Source organism: Streptomyces sp. NBC_01276 (assembly GCF_041435355.1).
Taxonomy (GTDB): Bacteria; Actinomycetota; Actinomycetes; order Streptomycetales; family Streptomycetaceae; genus Streptomyces.
The window spans coordinates 60,769-79,939 of the sequence record NZ_CP108442.1 but is presented as its reverse complement, the minus strand read 5'-3'; the positions used below and the strand labels follow the sequence as shown (position 1 = coordinate 79,939).

General features: G+C 72.2%; 17 protein-coding genes and 1 pseudogene. 10 read left to right on the top strand and 8 right to left on the bottom strand.

Annotated features, from left to right (window positions below; translation table 11 throughout):
• Positions 1–142: 142 nt before the first annotated feature.
• A complete protein-coding gene (locus OG295_RS00425; RefSeq protein WP_371674935.1) occupies positions 143–616 on the top strand; it encodes a hypothetical protein in 474 nt (157 codons plus the stop codon).
• A gap of 149 nt (positions 617–765) precedes the next feature.
• On the top strand, positions 766–1,638 hold the full coding sequence (locus OG295_RS00420) for an SDR family oxidoreductase (RefSeq protein WP_371674934.1): 873 nt from the start codon (positions 766–768) through the stop codon (positions 1,636–1,638).
• 239 nt (positions 1,639–1,877) lie between these two features.
• Here OG295_RS00420 and OG295_RS00415 read toward each other — a convergent pair.
• A pseudogene (locus OG295_RS00415) lies at positions 1,878–2,404 on the bottom strand (FAD-dependent oxidoreductase); the annotation flags it as partial.
• A gap of 102 nt (positions 2,405–2,506) precedes the next feature.
• Complete coding sequence (locus tag OG295_RS00410; protein ID WP_371674933.1) at positions 2,507–3,346, bottom strand: patatin-like phospholipase family protein; 840 nt, start codon at positions 3,344–3,346, stop codon at positions 2,507–2,509.
• 1,024 nt (positions 3,347–4,370) lie between these two features.
• On the opposite strand from OG295_RS00410, the gene lanL reads away from it, so the two are divergent.
• From lanL to OG295_RS00390, 4 genes are all read left to right on the top strand, one after another.
• Positions 4,371–7,043: a class IV lanthionine synthetase LanL gene (lanL, locus tag OG295_RS00405; protein ID WP_371674932.1), complete on the top strand. Its 2,673-nt coding sequence runs from the start codon at positions 4,371–4,373 to the stop codon at positions 7,041–7,043.
• A gap of 43 nt (positions 7,044–7,086) precedes the next feature.
• The gene (locus tag OG295_RS00400) at positions 7,087–7,242 is read left to right on the top strand and encodes a VenA family class IV lanthipeptide (RefSeq protein WP_356220958.1); all 156 of its coding nucleotides are present in this window, start codon (positions 7,087–7,089) and stop codon (positions 7,240–7,242) included.
• Between the two features lie 274 nt (positions 7,243–7,516).
• Positions 7,517–8,629, top strand: a complete 1,113-nt coding sequence (locus tag OG295_RS00395) for an ATP-binding cassette domain-containing protein (RefSeq protein WP_371674931.1) — start codon at positions 7,517–7,519, stop codon at positions 8,627–8,629.
• 80 nt (positions 8,630–8,709) lie between these two features.
• Positions 8,710–9,507: an ABC transporter permease gene (locus OG295_RS00390; protein WP_371681056.1), complete on the top strand. Its 798-nt coding sequence runs from the start codon at positions 8,710–8,712 to the stop codon at positions 9,505–9,507.
• A 19-nt stretch (positions 9,508–9,526) separates the two neighbouring features.
• Here OG295_RS00390 and OG295_RS00385 read toward each other — a convergent pair whose 3' ends face one another.
• A complete protein-coding gene (locus OG295_RS00385; protein ID WP_371674930.1) occupies positions 9,527–10,174 on the bottom strand; it encodes a response regulator in 648 nt (215 codons plus the stop codon).
• Positions 10,165–11,418, bottom strand: coding sequence for a sensor histidine kinase (locus OG295_RS00380; protein ID WP_371674929.1), 1,254 nt, complete (start codon positions 11,416–11,418; stop codon positions 10,165–10,167). Before OG295_RS00380 ends, OG295_RS00385 begins: the two co-directional genes overlap by 10 nt.
• 146 nt (positions 11,419–11,564) lie before the next feature.
• Here OG295_RS00380 and OG295_RS00375 point away from each other — a divergent pair, with 146 nt between their 5' ends.
• Together OG295_RS00375 and OG295_RS00370 are read left to right on the top strand one after the other, a co-directional pair.
• Positions 11,565–12,008, top strand: coding sequence for a hypothetical protein (locus tag OG295_RS00375; RefSeq protein ID WP_371674928.1), 444 nt, complete (start codon positions 11,565–11,567; stop codon positions 12,006–12,008).
• Positions 12,009–12,061: 53 nt separating this feature from the next.
• A complete protein-coding gene (locus OG295_RS00370; RefSeq protein ID WP_371674927.1) occupies positions 12,062–13,051 on the top strand; it encodes an SDR family oxidoreductase in 990 nt (329 codons plus the stop codon).
• On the opposite strand, the gene OG295_RS00365 is transcribed toward OG295_RS00370, so the two are convergent.
• Complete coding sequence (locus OG295_RS00365; protein WP_371674926.1) at positions 13,042–14,076, bottom strand: helix-turn-helix transcriptional regulator; 1,035 nt, start codon at positions 14,074–14,076, stop codon at positions 13,042–13,044. The two genes, OG295_RS00370 and OG295_RS00365, sit on opposite strands and share 10 nt — an antisense overlap.
• 267 nt (positions 14,077–14,343) lie before the next feature.
• On the opposite strand from OG295_RS00365, the gene OG295_RS00360 reads away from it, so the two are divergent.
• Positions 14,344–14,979 (top strand): hypothetical protein, encoded by a 636-nt coding sequence (locus tag OG295_RS00360; RefSeq protein ID WP_371674925.1) that lies wholly within the window; start codon positions 14,344–14,346, stop codon positions 14,977–14,979.
• 230 nt (positions 14,980–15,209) lie between these two features.
• Positions 15,210–15,854: a GAP family protein gene (locus OG295_RS00355; protein ID WP_371681055.1), complete on the top strand. Its 645-nt coding sequence runs from the start codon at positions 15,210–15,212 to the stop codon at positions 15,852–15,854.
• A gap of 543 nt (positions 15,855–16,397) precedes the next feature.
• Here the strand turns inward: OG295_RS00355 and hpf are convergent.
• From hpf to OG295_RS00340, 3 genes are all read right to left on the bottom strand, one after another.
• Positions 16,398–16,694: a ribosome hibernation-promoting factor, HPF/YfiA family gene (gene hpf / locus OG295_RS00350; protein ID WP_371674924.1), complete on the bottom strand. Its 297-nt coding sequence runs from the start codon at positions 16,692–16,694 to the stop codon at positions 16,398–16,400.
• Between the two features lie 226 nt (positions 16,695–16,920).
• The gene (locus OG295_RS00345; RefSeq protein ID WP_371674923.1) at positions 16,921–18,039 is read right to left on the bottom strand and encodes a fatty acid desaturase; all 1,119 of its coding nucleotides are present in this window, start codon (positions 18,037–18,039) and stop codon (positions 16,921–16,923) included.
• Positions 18,040–18,046: 7 nt separating this feature from the next.
• Entirely contained in the window at positions 18,047–19,102 is a 1,056-nt protein-coding gene (locus OG295_RS00340; protein WP_371674922.1) for a ferredoxin reductase, read from the bottom strand.
• Between the last annotated feature and the right edge of the window lie 69 nt (positions 19,103–19,171).

Here is a 19,171-nt window from a genome sequence, read left to right as displayed (position 1 = left end):
GTTTGGGTCCCGCCCCTCCGGCGGGGCCTCTTTTTCGACCTGATAGTTAGCCGCCTAATTATATCGGCGAGGCGAGGCGACCGACCCCGAAGGCCCCGCCGCGCCCCTTCGCTTTCCTCACACGAACGAGAAAGAGGCCGGCATGCCAGCAACGAAAGACAGGACCCGCGGAAACCGGGCAGCCTCCCGGCCGGCCCGGCCGTTCACCCTGTGGCGAGAGGTGCTGACCGCGTACGCCGCCCCCGCGCTCACGGCCGGTACCGCCGGAGTCGTCACCGGGCAGCCGGACTTGGCCGTGGCCGCCTGCACCTCCATCGCCGGCACCTCCGCCGTCGTGGCCTTCCTGGTCGGCGCCTGGCTGCGGCACGGAGGGCAGCCCCGACGGTGGACCACCACCATGCCGCGCGTCGTCCTGACCGTGGCGCTCGTCATCGCCGCCGTCGGCGCGGCGGCCCCGCTGGGATGGTTCGCCGCCCAATGGCTACCCGCCCACACCCCGGTCCCCGCCGGCCCTTGGCTGGAGCGCCTGCGCATCGACCTGCCCGCCTCCGCGGCGCTCGCCACCACCATCGTCACCCTGCGCTGGCGCCGCACCACCGCGGCCTCCCCGGCATGACCCACCCGAGCGGTACCACGGCCCGTCCGCCGCCGTACGAGCCCAAGCCCGACCGAACCCACCCCACCCCACCCTGCCCCGACCCGACCCGCCCCACCCACCTCCGGCGGCATCCGACGCCGGGAAGTCACCCAAGGAATGAGCACACGATGATCGTCGTCATGGGAGCGACCGGAGCCACCGGAAACGCCCTGCTCCACCGCCTCCGCGCGCTCGGCGCACCCGTCCGCGCACTGACCCGCACTCCGCACAGGCCGATCCCCGGCATGACCGCTGCCCACCGACCGCCCGTCGAGGTCCAGTACGCCGACGCCGCCGACCCCCGTTCCCTGCGCACCGCCTTCGAGGGCGCCGACCGGCTCTTCCTCGCCATGGCCAACGGCCCCGCACAGGTGGAACTCGAAACCCGTGTCATCGACATCGCCGCCCAGGCCGGCATCGGACACATCGTCAAGATCTCCGCACCCGCCGCCGAACCCGACTCCCCGGTCGCCGTCTCCCGCGGACACCACGCCGTCGAGGAACACCTGCGCGGCAGCGGTCTCACCCACACCGTCCTGCGCCCCTACGCGTTCATGCAGAACCTCCTGCGCCTGGCCCCCACCGTGGCCCGGGGCGTCATCCTCGGCACGACGGGCGGCGCGCCCTGCAACCACATCGACTGCCGCGACATCGGCGACGTCGCCGCAGCCGCCCTCACCAGGCCGGACATCGCAGGCGGCACCTACGTCCTGACCGGACCCGAGGCCGTCACCTACTCCGAACTCGCCGCACGACTGACCGTCCTGACCGGCAGCCGAATCCGCTACGTCAACCTCACCCGGGACGAGATGCGAGAAGACCTCATCCGCCACGCCCACATGCCCGCCTGGCTGGCCGACCACGTGACGGAGATCCAGCAGCTCGCCGTGACCCGTCCCGAAACCCCGACGGACACCGTCGCCGACATCCTCGGCCGCCCGCCCCGCACCCTCGACGCGTTCCTGCGGGAACACCGGGCCCATTTCCGGCAGCGCTCGTGAACCCGCCACGCGGCGCCGGAAGTCGACGTGCCGCCGACACCCGGCCGCCCGGCCGCCGGTCGACGTACCGGCGCCGGGCCAAGGGGCCGGGCCAAGGTGCCTGCCGGGCAGAGACGATCCGGGCCGAGACGAGCCGGGCCGAAACGATCCGGGCCGAGACGAGCCGGGCCGAGCCGCCGGCCGACGTGCGGGTCTAGACCGACTGATCGGCGCACGCCGGGGCCTCGGCGCGCCCGGCCGCCCGGAGCAGTTCCTGCTCCGAGCCCGGCCAGTCGCCCGGCCGCCGAACGCCGGCTCCGGGGGTGCAGGTAGGGGTTCAGCACGCCGCCGCACACCAGCGTCACGCGCCGGCCCCGCTCCGCCAGCTCGGCCGCGGCCTCGATACCGGTGGGTCCGCCCCCGACCACCGTCACCGCGGCCGTCGCGGCTGCGGCCTCGATCACCGACCGCAGTCCCCGCGCCTCCTCCAGGGTGGCGACCGTGTGCGCGAACTCGGCCACTCCGGGAACGCGCGGGTCCGTTCCGCCGCGCCGATGCGCGCCACCGAGTCGACCGTCAGCCGGACGCCCTCGGCCAGGACGTCCCGGTACCCGACGACGGCCTCGTCCGTCCCGGCCACCAGCTGGTGGAGCCGGATCCGGTGGACGAACGTCGTACGCGGGTTGATCAGTGTCACCCTCACGTCGTTCCTCCGGGTCAGGCGGTTGGCCGCCATGACGCCGGCGTACCCGCCGCCGATCACGAGGACTTCGGTGGTGCCGGTCATGGTCTCCTCGGTTCCGGGCGCGCCCGGATGCGGCGCTCCCCGCGTGCTGGTGCGAACTGTGGGACGGACGTGCCCGGCCGGCGGCGATGCCGACCGGTGGACTCAGGGCTTCCAGACCGCGCGTACGGTGTCCACGTACGAGGCGGCCTGGACGCGGCCCGCACGGGCGGCGGCACCCCGGCGGCTCTGGTCGAGCATGTTGCGGCCGAACGCCGCGCGCGAGGCGCGGTCGGGGGTGAGTACGGCCACCGAGGCCCCGCCCGCGGCGAGTTCCGCGCCCTGTTCGGTCGCGCTCGGGTGCGGACCGACCGCCTTCGGGATCGGGGCGATGGCGACGACCCGCCGATGGCCGCGGGCGAGCTGGACGTTGGCCGTCGAGCGGCTGCCGCCGTCCATCCAGCGGCGGCCGGCCACCGATACCGGCGGCCAGACCACGGGTACCGCGCAGCTCGCCGCCACGGCCTCGGGCAGGGTGACGCCCGAGGTCGCGTCGAAGACCTCCAGGGCTCCGGACCGGGCGTCGACGGCAGTCAGGCGCAGATCGCGGGCGGGCCATTCCCGTACACCCTCCAGGAGCGTGGCGACCGCGCCGTGGACGGCCGACTCGGGGGCGGTACGGGCGGCCAGCGCGGCCCGGCCGAGGCGCTGGACGGAGCGCTCCGGGTCACGTGATCCGAGCGCGGCCCACAGGAAGCGGGCGGTCTGGCCCAGGGTGACGGTGACGTCGAGCGCGGGGGCCCCGGCGAGGTTCTCCTCGTACATCTCCTCGGCCGTCACGCCCGAGGCGAGCCGGGCGCCGATCACCGAGCCCGCCGAGGTGCCGATCGTCACGTCGGCACCGGAGAGATCCAGGCCCGCCTCGGCCAGGCCCGCGAGTACCCCGACGGTCCAGGCGAGCCCGACCGCTCCGCCGCCGCCCAGTACCAAAGCCGTGTCCGTCATGGTCCGCGTCCCTCCGGGAAGTTAACCGGGGAATGCTCCCCGCTTCTGTGCCGACCATAGCATGCAAATCGGGGACTGCTCCCCGGTTAATTCGTCGGCGAAGTGGAGGGTGGCGATGGCGGTCCCCGTACGGCGCGACGCGCGACGCAGCCGCGAACGGCTCGTCGAGGCCACCCGCGAGGCCTTCGCGCCACGGCCCGGACGCCCGCCTCGACGGCATCGCCCGCTGTGCGGGACCGGCCGCCGGGACCGGGTCCCGCTCGAACTCCGGGTGTGCCGTTCCGTGTACTCGCTTCCCATCCGGCGCTGCATTCCCTCGGATCACATTTGTCGACATCCGGGTGCCCGTGGCGGCAAGAGAACCCCAGTTTGCTTTTCAGTCGATCCCGAGCAGCAGTTCGGCGATGGTTAATTCTTCAACCTTCGAGCCCGCGCACAGCTCAGGGGCGTGATCGCGCATCGCGTTGACGCGTCGAATCCTGCCGCGCAGCAGGTAGGCGCCGTGGCGGGATCGGACCTTTACTGCGGGCGGAGTGGGAGGAAAGCTGTACGGCGTAAGTGCCGCGCCGATAGCGTTCAGCGCGACCGGAAAAACCTTTCGTGTTGAATGCGGAGCTCGGACCGAAACCGAGGAGTGCCTGGTGGTGGAGCCGAGGGCGGCGCTGGTGGCCGTCGCGCGTGAAGACCTTCACGGCGGTACCGGAAATGGTGTACCCGTTTACGGTCGCCCCGGATTTCACATCCGCAGCCCCTGTGGTCCATGCAGAATTCAGAGTGAATAAAACCCACTGCTTTCATTCCCTGGAGGTGGAGTGATCTCCGGTGTGCCGCCCATGGGGTGCAGGAGGTATCGCCACCCCATGCGCTCCCGCGTACTTCTTTTATGCGCCGGTTGACACCACTCGGCAGCGCAACAACACCGTGCGCTCGCCGAACCGACTGACGTCCATCCGGCCACGGCTATACGTTCTTCTTACCGAAGGCATATTCCAACCAGCGGTCCTCGCCGTTGAGAGGGACAGGCATGACGAGCCACGCAACCGAAGTCGACCTCGAAGATCTGCTCCGCCGGGCGCTGGACGCCACCGGTGAGGGCGCGCGTTGGAGCACCGACGCGGACGAGATGTGGTGCCGCCTTACGCCCCTGTCCGCGACGCGGCAGCAGCAGGGCTGGAAACTGCACGTGTCGGCGACGTCCGCCTCAGCACCGGCAGTCCTCGCGAAGGCCCTGGACGTGCTGCTGCGAGACCGGTCGGCGTTCAAGTTCGCCCGGTCCCTGGAACAGGTGAGCGCACTCAACTCCCGCGCCACGCCACGGGGAAGCTCGGGCAAGTTCATCACCGTCTACCCGCGCTCCGACACCGACGCCGCCCGGATCGCGCTGGAGCTGCACCAGGCCACGGCGGGGCTGGCCGGCCCCCGGATCCTGTCGGACCAGCCCTACGCCGTGAACAGCCTCGTGCACTACCGCTACGGCGCCTTCGTGGGCAGGCGGCGACTGTCGGACGAGGGACTGCTCGTGTGGTTCATCGAGGACCCCGACGGCAACCCCGTGGAGGACATACGCACCGGACAGTATTCCCCGCCGTCCTGGGCGGTCAGCCCCTTCCCCGCATCGGTGCCGGCCCCACCGCGTACGGAGGAGGAGGCGCCGGGCCCGGTGCTGCTCGGCGGCCGCTTCTCGGTCCGGGAGGCGATACGCCACACGAACAAGGGCGGCGTCTACCGCGGGACGGACGTCACCACGGGCGCACCCGTCGTCATCAAGGAAGCGCGGCCGCACGTGGAGGCCGACGCGTCAGGCTGCGATGTACGCGACTGGCTGCGCGCCGAGGCCCGGACACTGGGGAACCTCACCGGCACGGGCCTGGCACCGGAGCCCCTCGCGATGTTCGAGCACGGGGGACACCTGTTCCTGGCACAGGAGGAGATACCGGGCGTCCCCCTGCGGAACTGGGTCGCCGAGCACTTCCGCGACGTCGGCAGCGAGCGCTATCGCACCGACGCCCTGGCCCAGACCGGGCGCCTGGTCGACCTCCTCGCCGCGGCACACGCCTGCGGCTGCGTCCTGCGGGACTTCACACCCGCCAACATCATGGTCCGGCCGGACGGTGAACTGCGCCTCATCGACCTGGAACTCGCCGTCCTGAAGGACGACGCCGCCCTCCCGACGACGGTGGGAACCCCGGGCTTCAGCGCCCCCGAGCGGCTGGCGGACGCGCCCGTCTCCCCGACGGCCGACTACTACAGCCTCGGCGCCACCGTGTGCTTCGTCCTCGCCGGGAAGATACCCAACCTGCTGCCCGAGGAGCCCGCCACGAGATCCGCGGAGCAGCGGCTCGCCGAGTGGCTGGCCGCCTGCGAACGTACGCTCCGCCTGCCGGACGGCCTGCCCGAGATGATCCTCGGGCTGATGAAGGACGATCCGGCCGAGCGCTGGGACCCGGCCAGAGCACGCGCGGCCCTCCGCCGCACCGCGAGGCCGCTCCCCGCGCACCCCGCCGCCGGGCCGACGGGCGAGGACCCCGGGCACGACGCGACGGCGGCCGCGGTCGCGGGGATCGTGGAACACCTCCTCGATTCGATGACCCCCCGGGACGAGAGGCGGCTGTGGCCCGTTTCCACCATGGCGGGGGAGACCGACCCCTGTACCGTGCAGCAGGGCGCGGCCGGTGTCCTGGCGGTCCTGACCCGGTACTTCGAGCTCACCGGCGATCCGCGCCTGCCGGAAACCATCTCCACCGCGGGCCACTGGATCGCGGCCCGGACGGACACCCGCTCCACGCGCCCCGGGCTGCACTTCGGCGGCCGGGGGACCGCCTGGGCCCTGTACGACGCCGGCCGCGCCGTCGACGACCGCACGCTCATGGACCACGCGCTCGCCCTGGCCCTGGCTCCGCAGGAGCCGACGCCCAGTCACGACGTCACCCACGGCTCCGCGGGCAGCGGACTCGCCGCCGCCCACCTGTGGCACCGCACCGGCGCCCCGCGCCTCGCCGAACTCGTCGCCGACGCGGCCGACCGGCTGGCCGCCGCCGCCCGGCCCGAGCCGGCCGGCGTGAGCTGGCCGGTCCCTGCGGAAGCCGTCTCCAAGGAAGCCGGCAAACGCTACCTCGGCTTCGCCCACGGAACGTCCGGCATCGGATGTTTCCTCCTCGCCGCCGCAGCCGTCACGAACCGCCGGGAACACCTGGACCTGGCCCTGGCGGCGGGGGAGGAGCTGGTGGCCACGGCCTTGACGGTCGGGGAGACGGCCCAGTGGCCGGCGCAGGCGGGAAACGTGCCCACGGCCCCGTACTGGTGCCACGGTTCGGCGGGAATCGGCTCCTTCCTGATCCGGCTGTGGCAGACCACCGGCGACGACCGGTTCGGCGATCTCGCCCGCAACGCCGCACGCGCCGTCGTGGAGCGGGCGTCCCGCGCCCCCCTCACCCAATGCCACGGACTGGCGGGCAACGGCGACTTCCTCCTCGACATGGCCACGGCCACGGGGGATCCCGCCCACCGCACGTCGGCCGAGGACCTGGCCCGCCTCATCGTCGCCGAACGGGCCCACCGCGACGGCCACGTCGTCTTCCCCAACGAGTACGGGGACGTCTCGACGGGCTGGAGCGACGGATCCGCGGGAATCCTGGCGTTCCTCCTGCGGACCCGCCACACAGACTCCCGGCACTGGATGATCCAGCAGCCGGGTTGAGCGGCAGGGAACCTGCCGCCATCTCACAGAGAAGGAGAAAGCCATGGAGAACCGCGACCTCGAACTGCTCGCTCACCTGCACGCCCTTCCGGAGACCGACCCCGTCGGCGCCGACGGTGTGGCGTTCGCCAACACCTGCGAGTGCGTCGGCCTGCTGACGCTCCTCAACACCGTCTGCGTGGGCATCAGCTGTAACTGACCCGGCACCAGGCCCCTTCGGCTCCGGTACCGCCCAGCAGCCGAGACGACGGCGGTCTCGTCGCCGAGGCGCTGAACACCGGCCCCGCCGGGAGGGAGCACCCCGTGCTCCCTGGTCGACACCCGAACGGGACAAGACGAAACGGGCTCCACAAACCTCCGGCCGGCGGCTGCCCCACGGCGCCGCCGGCCGGAGCGCGAGCCGCCCCACCCACCCACACCCGAGTCCGCAGACGACACCCCGCAGACGACACCCCGCAGACGAGGACCCGACCATGCAGCCACACGCCGGCGACGACACGCCCGCCCAGGCAACCCTCCTCACGGCCGCCCCCACGAGCCCGCACACCGCGGGGGCCGCTCCCGAGCCGGCGCACGCCATCAGCACACGCGGTCTGGTCAAGAGCTACCCGGGGCCGGACGGCACCACCACCCACGCCGTCCGCGGCCTGGACCTGGACGTCCGCCAAGGCGAAACCTTCGCCTTCCTCGGCCCCAACGGCGCGGGGAAATCCACCACCATCGCCCTCCTGTGCGCCCTCGCCCGCCCCACCGCCGGACGGGCCACGGTGGCCGGCGCCGACGTGCTCGGCCAACCCGACCGGGTGCGGCAACAGGTCGGCATGCTCTTCCAGCACAGCGCCCTCGACACGGACCTGACGGCGGAACAAAACCTGCACATCCACGCCCGTCTCTACGGGATGAGCCGCCGCCACGCCCGCCGCCGCGCCACCGAGACACTCGAGGCGGTCGGCCTGACCGACCGGCGACGCTCCCCGGTACGCACCCTCTCCGGTGGCATGCGCCGACGCCTGGAGCTCGCCCGCGGCCTGCTGCACGAGCCCCGGATCCTGTTCCTCGACGAGCCGACCACCGGACTCGACCCCCACGCCCGCGCCCAGGTCTGGGAACACCTGCGCGCACTGCGCGACCGGCAGGGCACCACGCTCTTCGTCACCACCCACTACCTGGAAGAGGCGGAGAACTGCGATCGCCTCGCCATCATCGACGGCGGCCTCCTGGTGGCACAGGGCACCCCCCTCACGCTCAAGGCCGCGATCGGCGACGACCGGGTGGTACTGCGCACCAGCGACGACCCGGCCGCGCACCACGTCGTACGCCGGACCGCCCCGCCGGGCACCGTCACGACCCTCGACACCGAGGGGATCAGCCTGCGCGTCCCCAACGGCAGCTCCTGGATCCCCCGCCTGTGCGCGGCCCTGGAAGCCCACGGCATCCCCGTCCGGGCCGCCTCCGCGACCCCGCCGACACTCGACGACGTCTTCTTCCACCACACCGGCCGCAGCATCCACACCGCACGCCCCGCCACACCGTCCGCCACCACCCAGTCGACCGCGACCACGGCGACGACCGAGGGGGGCCTGTGACCACACCCGCTCTCAAGAAGCCCGGAGCCCCGGACACCCCCGGCGGCCCCGACACCGCGGCCCCTCCACCGCCGCCCCGCCTGCGCCGTGAACTGCGGGCCGTCCACGCACTGGTCCACCGCGATCTGCTGCGCCTGTCCACCCAGCGCACCCACACCGCCCTGATGCTGATCCAGCCGGTGCTCTACCTCTTCATCCTGGGAGGCGGTCTGGCGGCCCTGATCCCCAACTCCACCCTCGGCGTCGGCTACCAGACCTACCTGTTCCCCGGCATGCTGATGATGACCGTCCAGACCCCGGCCATCATGGTCGGCATCCGCCTGATCACCGACCGCCAGAGCGGCTACCTGCGCGAACTGCTGATGGCCCCCGTACGCCGCTCCACCCTCCTCCTGGGCAGCTGCGCCGGAGGTACCACCGTCGCCGCGGTCCAGGGCGCGGTCCTGCTCGCCCTGGCCGGAGCGGTCGGCCTGCCCTACGATCCGCTCCTCCTGGCGCTGCTCCTCGCCGGCATGGTCCTGGCCTCCTTCGCCATCACGGCCCTCTCCCTGGCCCTGGCCGTGACCCTGGGCCGCCCCGAGGTGTTCCACATGCTGCTCGGCCTGGTGATGATGCCGCTGCTGTTCCTCTCCGGCGGCTTCTTCCCACTGGAGAACCTGCCGGGCTGGGCCCGTTCACTGGCCGCCGTCAACCCGCTCGCCTACGGAGTGGACCTGCTCCGGCGCAGCATCACCCTCCGCGTACCCGACCAGGCAGCCGTGGCGGGCCTCGAATGGTTCGGCCGACAGCCTCCGCTCCTCCTCGAAGCGGCGACCCTCCTGACGACCGGCGCCATGGCCCTGCTCTGGGCCGCCCACCGCTTCAACCGCCCCGAATGACTCCGACCGGAAAACCCGTTCAGGGCTTGTTGAGGTAGGTGAGGACCGCGCGGACGCGGCGGTTGGTGTCGTCGTCGTCCGTGACGCCGAGTTTGCCGAACAGGGAGGTCGTGTACTTGCTGATGGCGCCCTCGCTGAGGAACAGGCGGCGCGCGATGGCGTGGTTGGACAGACCCTCGGCCATCAGGCCCAGCACGGAGTACTCGCGTTCGGTGAGCCGCCCCAGCCCCCGGTCGGGGGCACTGCCGGACAGCAGCTTCGCGATCACGGCCGGGTCCATGGCGGTGCCGCCCTGCGCCACGCGCTCCAGGGAGCCGATGAACTGGTCGGCGTCGAAAACGCTCTCCTTGAGGAGGTAGCCGACGCCGCCGGAGCCGTCGGCCAGCAGTTCGCGGGCGTACAGCTGCTCGACGTGCTGGGAGAGGATCAGGACCGGCAGGCCGGGGACTTCGGCGCGGGCGGTGAGGGCCGCGCGCAGGCCCTCGTCCGACTGGGTCGGAGGCATGCGGACGTCGATGACGGACACGTCCGGGTGGTGCGTCCGCAGTGCTTCGAGCGTCTCGGGCCCGGTGGCGGCCGTGGCCACCACCTCGTGCCCGAACGCCTCGATCAGGCGGACCAGCCCATCGCGCAGGAGGTACAGGTCTTCGGCTACGACTATTCGCATGGTACGGCCATCCTCACACGCGTCGGCCCGCCCTGGGGGCTGGTGATCGCGAGCGTGCCGTCGAAGACGGCCAGGCGGCGGCGCAGACCGGCGAGCCCGCCACCGGGCCGGGCGTCGGCCCCGCCCCGGCCGTCGTCCTCGACCTCCACGACGATGCCCGTGTCGTCCCGTACGAGGGAGACGTGCGCCCGGGCCGCTCCGGCGTGCTTGACCGCGTTGGTGAGGAGCTCCGCGACGCCGAAGTAGACGGCGGACTCGATCGGCGGGTCCAGGCGCAGCGGGCCGCCGGCGCGGACGGCCACGTCGAGGGGGACGTCCAGCGCGAGCGCGCGCACGGCGTCGACGAGCCCCCGTTCGCTCAGGACGGGCGGGCTGATGCCCCGTATGAGTTCGCGGAGTTCGGTCAGCGAGGCGGCGGCGCCGGCCCGCGCTTCCCGCATCAGCGCCTTGGCCTGCTCGGGGTCCCGGTCCATGAGCGCTTCGGCGGTGGCCAGGGAGAGCCCGAGGGCGACGAGGCGGGCCTGAGCGCCGTCGTGGAGGTCCCGTTCGATGCGGCGGATCTCGGCGGCCTGCGCGACGGTGGCGTCGGCCCGCTGGGAGGTCAGCTCGTCCACCCGCTCCGCCAGCACCATCGCGGGTGAGGGCCGCAGGAAACGGACGGCCACCGGGCCGAGGCACCGCCAGGCGTACGGGCCGCAGCCGACGGCCAGGACCAGGGCGCCCGCCCCGACGAGACGCGCGGCGGTTCCGGGCCGGGCGAACCCGAGGACGGCGACGGCCAGCAAGGCCGGCGGCAGGGCGGCCACCACCCCCGCGGTGAGCGGGGCGACGACGGTGAAGCGGAGGTCACGCCAGGTGGCGGGGTCGCTCCACCACAGCCGCATCCGCTGGTCCATGACGGCGTCCCGGCGGCTGCGCTCGTAGCTGAAGCCGTTCCACCAGTACCCCGTGGACAACTGCATCACCGGCCCGGCCTCCAGGTACCCGGCGGGGATGTCGGTGCCGGTCCACCGCGCGACGAGGAACCGGACCGCCCGGCAGACGGTCCGCGCCGGCGCGAGCGTGCCCGCGCACACGATCACGGCCGGCCCGATCCACGCCCACGGGTGTTCCGCCCCGCACCACACCCCCAACCCCACGGCGGCGGCCCACACCACCGGCACCGGCATGCAGACGGCGGCGGCGGCACACGTCCGCCCGAACCCCGCCCCGGCCCCCACCACCCGTGAACCCACCCGTCCCATGACTCCCCCTCACTCGTTCGACACCCCCACTGTGCACCGCCCGGAGCCCGCCACGCCCCGGCCCGGCAGGGGAGTGGGGCTGGCCCCACCCCCCTGTGGGGCCAGGCCGATACCGCGCGGTACGGCTGCTCCGTAGCGTCATGGCCATGGAAAACGACGCGAACACCACGACCGCCGACCCGGCCCTCCTCAACACCCCCGCCGCCCTGGACGCCTTCGCCACGACCCGGGTCGGCGTCAAGGTCTACGGCGCTCTCACCGCCGCCGCCCTCCTCGCGGTCATCGCGGCGGCGAGCACGGGCCACATGGTGAACCCGTTCATGTGGATCCGCGCGGTCCTGCTCCCCCTCATCGCGGCGCTGCTCCACCGCCTGGCCCTCTCCGCCTCCCGGGGCTCCCGACGCGCCTTCGAGCGCCTGCGCGGCATCTCGGCCGTCTTCCCGGTCGCCGTCGTCGGCGTCGACCTGATCCCGGGCGTCTGCCCCTGGTGGTACGCGGCGGTGCAGGCGCTCTGCGTACTCCCGGTCCTCCGCATCGCCTTCACGACGCGCGGCGCGCCCCTGCGAGCGGCGTTCCCGAAGACACGCTGAACCGCGAGAAAAAGGTGACGTGATCTGTCACCTTTGGCAGGCACGGTGGTGACATGGACAAGAACACAGACACCGCCACCGGCACCGGCACCGGCACCGACACCCGGCACTCCGACCACAAGGCGCCCCTCGCCGACCGGATCGCGCTCGTCGCCGGCGCCACCCGCGGCGCCGGACGTGCCCTCGCCGTCGAACTGGGCCGCGCCGGCGCCACGGTCTACGTCACCGGCCGCACCACCCGCGAGCACGTCAGCGAGGTCGGCCGGACCACGGAGACCATCGAGGAGACCGCGGAGCTCGTCACGGCGGCCGGCGGCACCGGCATCGCAGTGCCCACCGATCACCTGGACGAGGACCGGGTACGGGCGCTCGTCGACCGGATCGACCGCGACCACGGGAGGCTCGACATCCTCGTCAACGACCTGTGGGGCGGCGAGCACCTGACAGCAGGTTCCGTCTTCGGCAAGAAGAGCTGGGAGACGCCGCTCGCCGACGGACTGCGCATCCTGGAACTCGGCGTGCGCTCGCACGTGATCACCGCGGCACTCGCCCTCCCGCTCCTGATCCGCTCGAACGCGCCGCTGCACGTGGAGGTCACCGACGGCACGGCACGCTCCAACCGCCGCTACCGCGAGAACCTCTACTACGACCTCGCGAAGAACGCCCCGATCCGGATCGCCTTCGGACTGGGCGAGGAGCTGGCGGAGTACGGGGGCATGGCGGTGGCCGTCACACCGGGCTTCCTGCGCTCGGAGCAGATGCTCACAAACTTCGGCGTGACGGAGGAGAACTGGCGCGACGCCGTCGCGCGGGAGCCGCACTTCGCCATCGCCGAGTCGCCGTACTACCTGGCCCGCGCTCTCGCCGCGCTCGCCGCCGACCCCGACCGGGCGGCCCGCTGGAACGGGAAGTCCGCCTCCAGCGCGGACCTCGCCAAGGCCTACGGCGTACGGGACGTGGACGGCAGCCGGCCGGACGCCTGGGCCTACTTCGAGGACGTCGTGTGGGGCGGCAAGGACGGGTCGCCGGACGACTACCGCTGATCCTCCGACTCCGCGCCGTACAGGGCCGCCAGGGCCTGCGCGTGCTCCCGGAAGCGTGCGCGCAGGCCCGGCGGGGCCAGCACCTCCACCTCCGCGCCCAGGCCCGTCAGCTGGGCGAAGGCGACATCGTCCGACTCCACGGGCAGGTCGAGCGTGACGCGCCCGACGGGGTCCGGCGCGGACGCCGACGCCAGCGCCTCGCCCACACCAGCCGGATCCACCACGGCGGGCAGCCGGCGCAGACCCCGCTCCGTCAGACGCACGGTGACGGTCGCGCGCAGCAGCGCCCGGGCGAACCCGGCGGCGTGGTCCCGCCAGTGCGCGGCCAGGTCGAACGACGGTTCGCGGACGAACGGTTCATCGGCGCCCGGGGCCGGGGACAGTGCGGTGACACGGTCGACGCGGTAGGTGCGCCAGGCGTCGCCCCGGCCCGGCCGCTCACCCGGGACACGGCCCACGACGTACCACACCCCCGCCTTCAGGACGAGTCCGTACGGCTCCAGCAGCCGGATCACGGTCCGGGGCGCCGCGCCGTCCCGGCCGGGCCGCGCGTACGCCAGCTCGACCGCGCGATCGGACCACACGGCGCGCGCCAGCTCCGGCAGCGACTCCGGCGCCGACGGCTCGCGGAACCAGGCCGGGGCGTCGAGGTGGAAGCGGCGCACCGACGACTCCGCCGCCGCCCGCAGCGACGGGAGCAGGGTGGCCGACAGCTTCAGCCGGGCCGTGTCCGCCGGTCCCGACAGCCCGAGATCGCGCAGGGCCGTGGGCAGGCCGGAGAGGTAGAGCGTTTCCGCCTCGGTGGGATGCAGCGTGGTCAGCCGGGTCCGGTGGCCCGGCGCCAGGCGGTAGCCGCCCGTGCGACCACGCTCCGCCCGGACGGGAACGCCCGCCTCCTGCAGGGCCTGGGCATCGCGGATCACCGTACGCCCGGAGACGCCCAGCTCCCGGGCGAGGGACGCGGCGGTCAGCCCAGGGCTCGACTGGACGAGAAGGGCCATACGGATCAGGCGGGCAGCACGCATGCCCCAAGCATCGCGGACCCGGCGCCTGCGACCGAGCGCCCTCAAGCGCCGGCCGATGCGGAGCGCTCAGGCGAGAGGCACGGCGGACACCCGCGTCGGGTCGGACGGATCGCGCCTCACCCGGTGGTGTGAGTGTCTTCGCGCAGGCCCGCGGGGGTGCTTGAAGCCGCGGTCCGATGGGTGGTTCGTCCGGCCTGCACTCCACGCACATGTCGCCATGGCTGCTCAACCACTTCAGCACCACCACGCTCGCCCTCGTCGCCGTCGGTGGAACCGTCCTCCTCGCCGTCGCCGGCAGCGTGCTGCTGCGCCGCAGGCACCCTGTGGACGCAACTGGAGGACACCCAGACCATCGTCGCCTCCGAGGCCGCCAACGCGGCGCTCATCAGCCGTGACGCCGCCGCGTTCCCGCAACCGGTGCGCGTCCGTATCGATTCGGCCGTGAGCGGCTACGTCCACGCCGTCGTCGAGGACCAATGGCCCCGGATGCGCGCGGGGAACCCCAGCTACGGGGCCACGGAAGTCCATCTGCAGGACGCGTTCCGGGTGCTCCAGACGTACGACCCGCAAGGCCAGGCCCAGCAGGTCTTCTACGAGCAGGCCGTCGATCATCTCAACGACATCGCCTCCCAACGCCGCGCCCGGATCACCATGGCCCGCCGGGAACTGCCCCCGCTGCTCCAGGCTCTGGCCTTCGGCGGCGCACTGGTCCTGATCCCGCTCACGTTCCTCTACGGACTGCGCAAGCTGCGGGTCCAGGTCCTGTTCGTCGCCTCGGTCGCCGGACTCGTCGGCTTCAGCCTGCTGCTGGTCTTCGTCCTGGACCGCCCCTTCTCCGGGGACCTCAGCGTCAGCCCCGCCCCGTACCGGGAAGGAGCCCTGGCCCGGTACTGGACCCCGTGAACCGGCGGCCGCACGGCACCCACCCCGGCCGCAAGAGCACAGCCGCCCCTGCCCGTGACGGGGCAGCGGCCTTCGCGGCACCGGCGTGGCTGGCTTGACCGGTCGGGCCGGGAGCCGCAAAGTCGAGACGGGCACCGACCGGGCTCCGGCATTCCCGCCCACCGGGCACGCGTGCGCATCGCCCGCCCGGCGGCCCCGGGCGGCCCTGACTTCCGGGAGCGGTTGTGCCGATGGTCGTCGACCTGGTCGTGATCGGTACGGCCATCACCCTTGGACCGCTGCACAACAGCGGTTTCACCCTGCTGCTCGCGTCGCGCCGAGGCGTTCGCAAGGGTCTCGCCTTCCTGCTGTCCTGGCTGGCCAATCTGGTCGCCGTGATCGCCTGTGTCCTGTTCCTGACCGGCGGATCGCCGCCCGTCCACCACAGCACGCCGTCGACCGCCGCGGTCGCCGCCAAGCTGGCCATCGGCGTCGGCCTGGTGCTGTTCGGCGGCTACCGGCTCCGGCGGCCGCCCCGCCCGCACCGGCCACCGAGCTGGACGGCCCGCGTGGACAACGCCTCGCTCGGCACCGCCGCCGCACTCGCCTGGCTGCTCCAGCCGTGGGCCCTGGTCGGCGCCGGCGCGGCCACGGTCGTCGAGGCCGACCTCTCCTCCCTCTCCGACTGGCTCGCCCTGACCGGCTACTGCCTGCTGGCCACCCTCAGCCTCCTGGTCATGGAGCTGTACACCGTTTGGGCGCCGCGCGCCGCCCAGGCCCGGCTGAACGCCCTGCGGAGCTGGCTGGAGCACCACCAGGACCAGCTGATCGTCACCCTCTCCCTGCTGGCCGGACTCTGGCTGACCGCCAGCGGCATCTACGCACTCGTCGCCTGACGACGCACCCGTCCCACCCCCGCGCCCGCGGGCGGCAAGCTACGCCTACCGACCAGGGCAGTACGCCCTCCTGCCGACCGGCTCGACATCCCGCCTCGCGCCCCACGACTACGCCCCGGACAACTACGCGGTGGCACAGGCCGCAGCGGTCATCGCCTTCACCTGGCGCCCCGCCCCCGTCCTCGACGCGCTCGGCGCCCACGGCTGCCGGGCCGCGCACGCCGAAGCCGGGGCGGCCGCCCGGCACGACCACGACCCGGCCGAGTCCGATGCGTTCGGGCCGCTGCGTGTACGACCATCGCCGTCCCGCCCGCAGCAGGGTTTCGAAGAGCAGCCGCTGTCCGGCGGCATCGCCCGGCAGCGCCTCACTCCGGCCGGCCCCGTGCGACTGCGCCCGGCGGAGTGCGAAGCACGCGCGGGCGGCTGTGAGATTTTCGGTGAAGCCGTGCTCGGCGGTGTCCCCACACGATTGCCGGCGCTTCCGGCTCCGCCACCCGCTCACCGGTCATGGTCCCGGACCGGAACACCCGGAGGTGGTTCTGACTACTTCTGGCGTCCGTGCTGCCTCTGCGTGTGCCTCCTGAGCTGGGCGGAGAGTTTGCCGACGAGGCTGTCGATGGCCGCGGGCATGTCGGAGGCCCTTGCGGTGATGGTGGTGAGGTCCTGGCCGTCCACCTGGAGGGTGCCCGAGGCGGTCTGCTCCGAGCCGTTGATCTTCAGGTTCACGCGAGCGCTGGTGGTTTCGGTACCCTGCGTGTTGAGCCCGGCCAGCTTCTCGCCGACGGTATCGCGCAGTGCGTCGGTGATCTCGACGTTGTCGCCGTTGAGTGTGTAGATCATCTTCTTTGCCTCTCGGTTCTGACAGGTCCTCGCTGGTCAGGCTAGGTGCTCCAGCGGACACGAACGAAGCCGTGGCAGAGCTATATCCCCTTTTGGGTTGATTGCTGTACGCCGGATTCCCCCCGGGCCGGGCCGGGCCACGCCCAGCCCGGTCAGCCGCTGCTGCTGCTCTCCGGTACCGGCGGTGCCGCCGGTACGGTCGGACGATCCGAACCCATACCGGGAATCAGGCCGCGACGAGTTCCTGCTCGCGGTCCGGCGTCTTGACCCTGGGTTTCCTGTTCGGCAGCGAGAGCCGGAAGACCTTGTGCCACGCGGAGAACACCTGCTTGGGCAGCGGCCCGGTGACGTACTCCAGCTCGTACTTCTCGAACAGCGCGCGCACCTTCACCGCGACCTCGGCGTACCGGTTGCTCGGCAGGTCAGGGAACAGGTGGTGCTCGATCTGGTGCGACAGGTTGCCGGTCATGAAGTGCATGGCCTTGCTGCCGCTGATGTTCGCCGAGCCCATCATCTGGCGCAGGTACCACTGGCCGCGCGTCTCGCCCTTGATCGACCGGCGCTCGAAGACCTGCACGCCCTCGGGGAAGTGCCCGCACATGATCACCGAGTGGGACCAGATGTTGCGGACCAGGTTCGCGGTGAACGTGGCGGCGAGCGTGGTGAGGAACGACGGCCCCGAAAGGAGCGGGTGGATCACGTAGTCCTTGAGCACCTGCTTGCGGATCTTGCGGCCCACGGCCCTGGCCCGCGCGCGGAACTCCGGGTTCTTGCGGCGGCGCTTGTTGAGGTTCTTGCCGAGTTCCAGGTCATAGGCGGCGATGCCGTACTCGAAGAAGCAGGCGTTGATGAAGTTCCACAGCGGCTGGCCGAGGTGGAACGGGTGCCACTTCTGGTCCTCGTCGACGCGCATGATGCCGTAGCCGAGATCGTTGTCCTTGCCGATCACGTTGGTGTACGTGTGGTGGAGCTCGTTGTGCGAGTGCTTCCACTGCTCGGCCGGCGAGACGTGATCCCAGTCCCAGGTGGTGGAGTGGATCTTCGGGTCCCGCATCCAGTCCCACTGGCCGTGCAGGACGTTGTGGCCGATCTCCATGTTCTCCATGATCTTCGCCACGGACAGGCCGGCGGTGCCGACCAGCCACGCGGGCGGGAAGATCGAGAACAGCAGGACACCCCTGCTGAACAGCTCGAGCTTGCGCTGTGCCGAGATGACCTTGCGGATGTAGGCGGCGTCCTTCTCGCCGCGGCCGGCGATCACCTCGTCGCGGATCGCGTCCAGCTCGCGGCCGAGCTCCTCGATCTGCTCCGCGGTCAGGTGGGCGGTGGGGTCGATGGCGGTCAAGGTGCTCCTACCGTTCGATGTCGCAGGGGCCCGCCGCGGCGGACACGCAGGTCTGGATGAGGACGCCAGGCCCGGCCTCGGTGATCTCACCGGTGCGCAGGTCGCGGACGGCGCCCGCCGTGAGCGGCGTGACGCAGCCGAAGCAGATGCCCATGCGGCACCCGGACGGCATGAGTACGCCGGCCTCCTCGCCCACGTCCAGCAACGGCGTGGCCCCGTCCGCGTCGACGGTCTTGCCGGTGGTGCCGAACGTGACCTCGCCCCCGTCGCCGGTGACGACGACGCCGGGGCGGAAGCGTTCGGTGTGCAGGCGCTCTGGGACGCCGTGCTCGGTCCAGTGATCTTCGGCGGCGTCGAGCAGGCCCGCGGGCCCGCAAGCCCAGGTCTCGCGCTCGGCCCAGTCGGGCACGAGTTCGTCGAGACGGGAGATGTCGAGCATGCCGTCCGTGTCCGTGTGCAGCTCGGTGAGACGCAGCTTCTTGTCCGCGACCAGGTCGTGCAGATCATTGCGGAAGATCACGTCTTGCGGCTGTGGCGCGGAGTGGACCATGACGACGTCGTCGAGCTCGATGTCGCGCAGCATGCCCATCACCGGCGTGATGCCGCTGCCGGCCGTCAGGTAGAGGACCTTGGCGGGCCTTGCCTCCGGCACCACGAAGTCACCGGTCGCCTGGTCGAGCTGGATCAGCGTGCCCGGTTGCGCCCTGCGGACCAGGTGATTGCTGACCTTGCCGTCCGGGATCGCCTTCACGGTGATCGTGATGCGGCCGTCCTGGCGGTTCGACGGCGAGGTGACCGAGTAGGCACGCCACAGGCGCACCCCGTCGACGTCGACCCCGATCCGCACGTACTGACCGGCTGTGTGACCGCGCCAGCCCCGTCCCGGCCTGATCACGAGGGTCGCGGCGTCACCCGTCTCGGGGTGCACGGCCTCGATGCGCCCCCGCAGGTCGCCGCCCGCACGCAGCGGGCTGACCAGGTCGAGGTAGTCCGACGGCAGCAGCGGCGTCGTGACCATCTCCAGCAGTTTCCACGCCCTACTGCGGAGGGCTGCACTCGTCATGACCCCAGCTTGATGTGCTTCAGAGGGTAAAGTCCTATCCGCAGGACGTGAATCTGATCGGTTGAATTG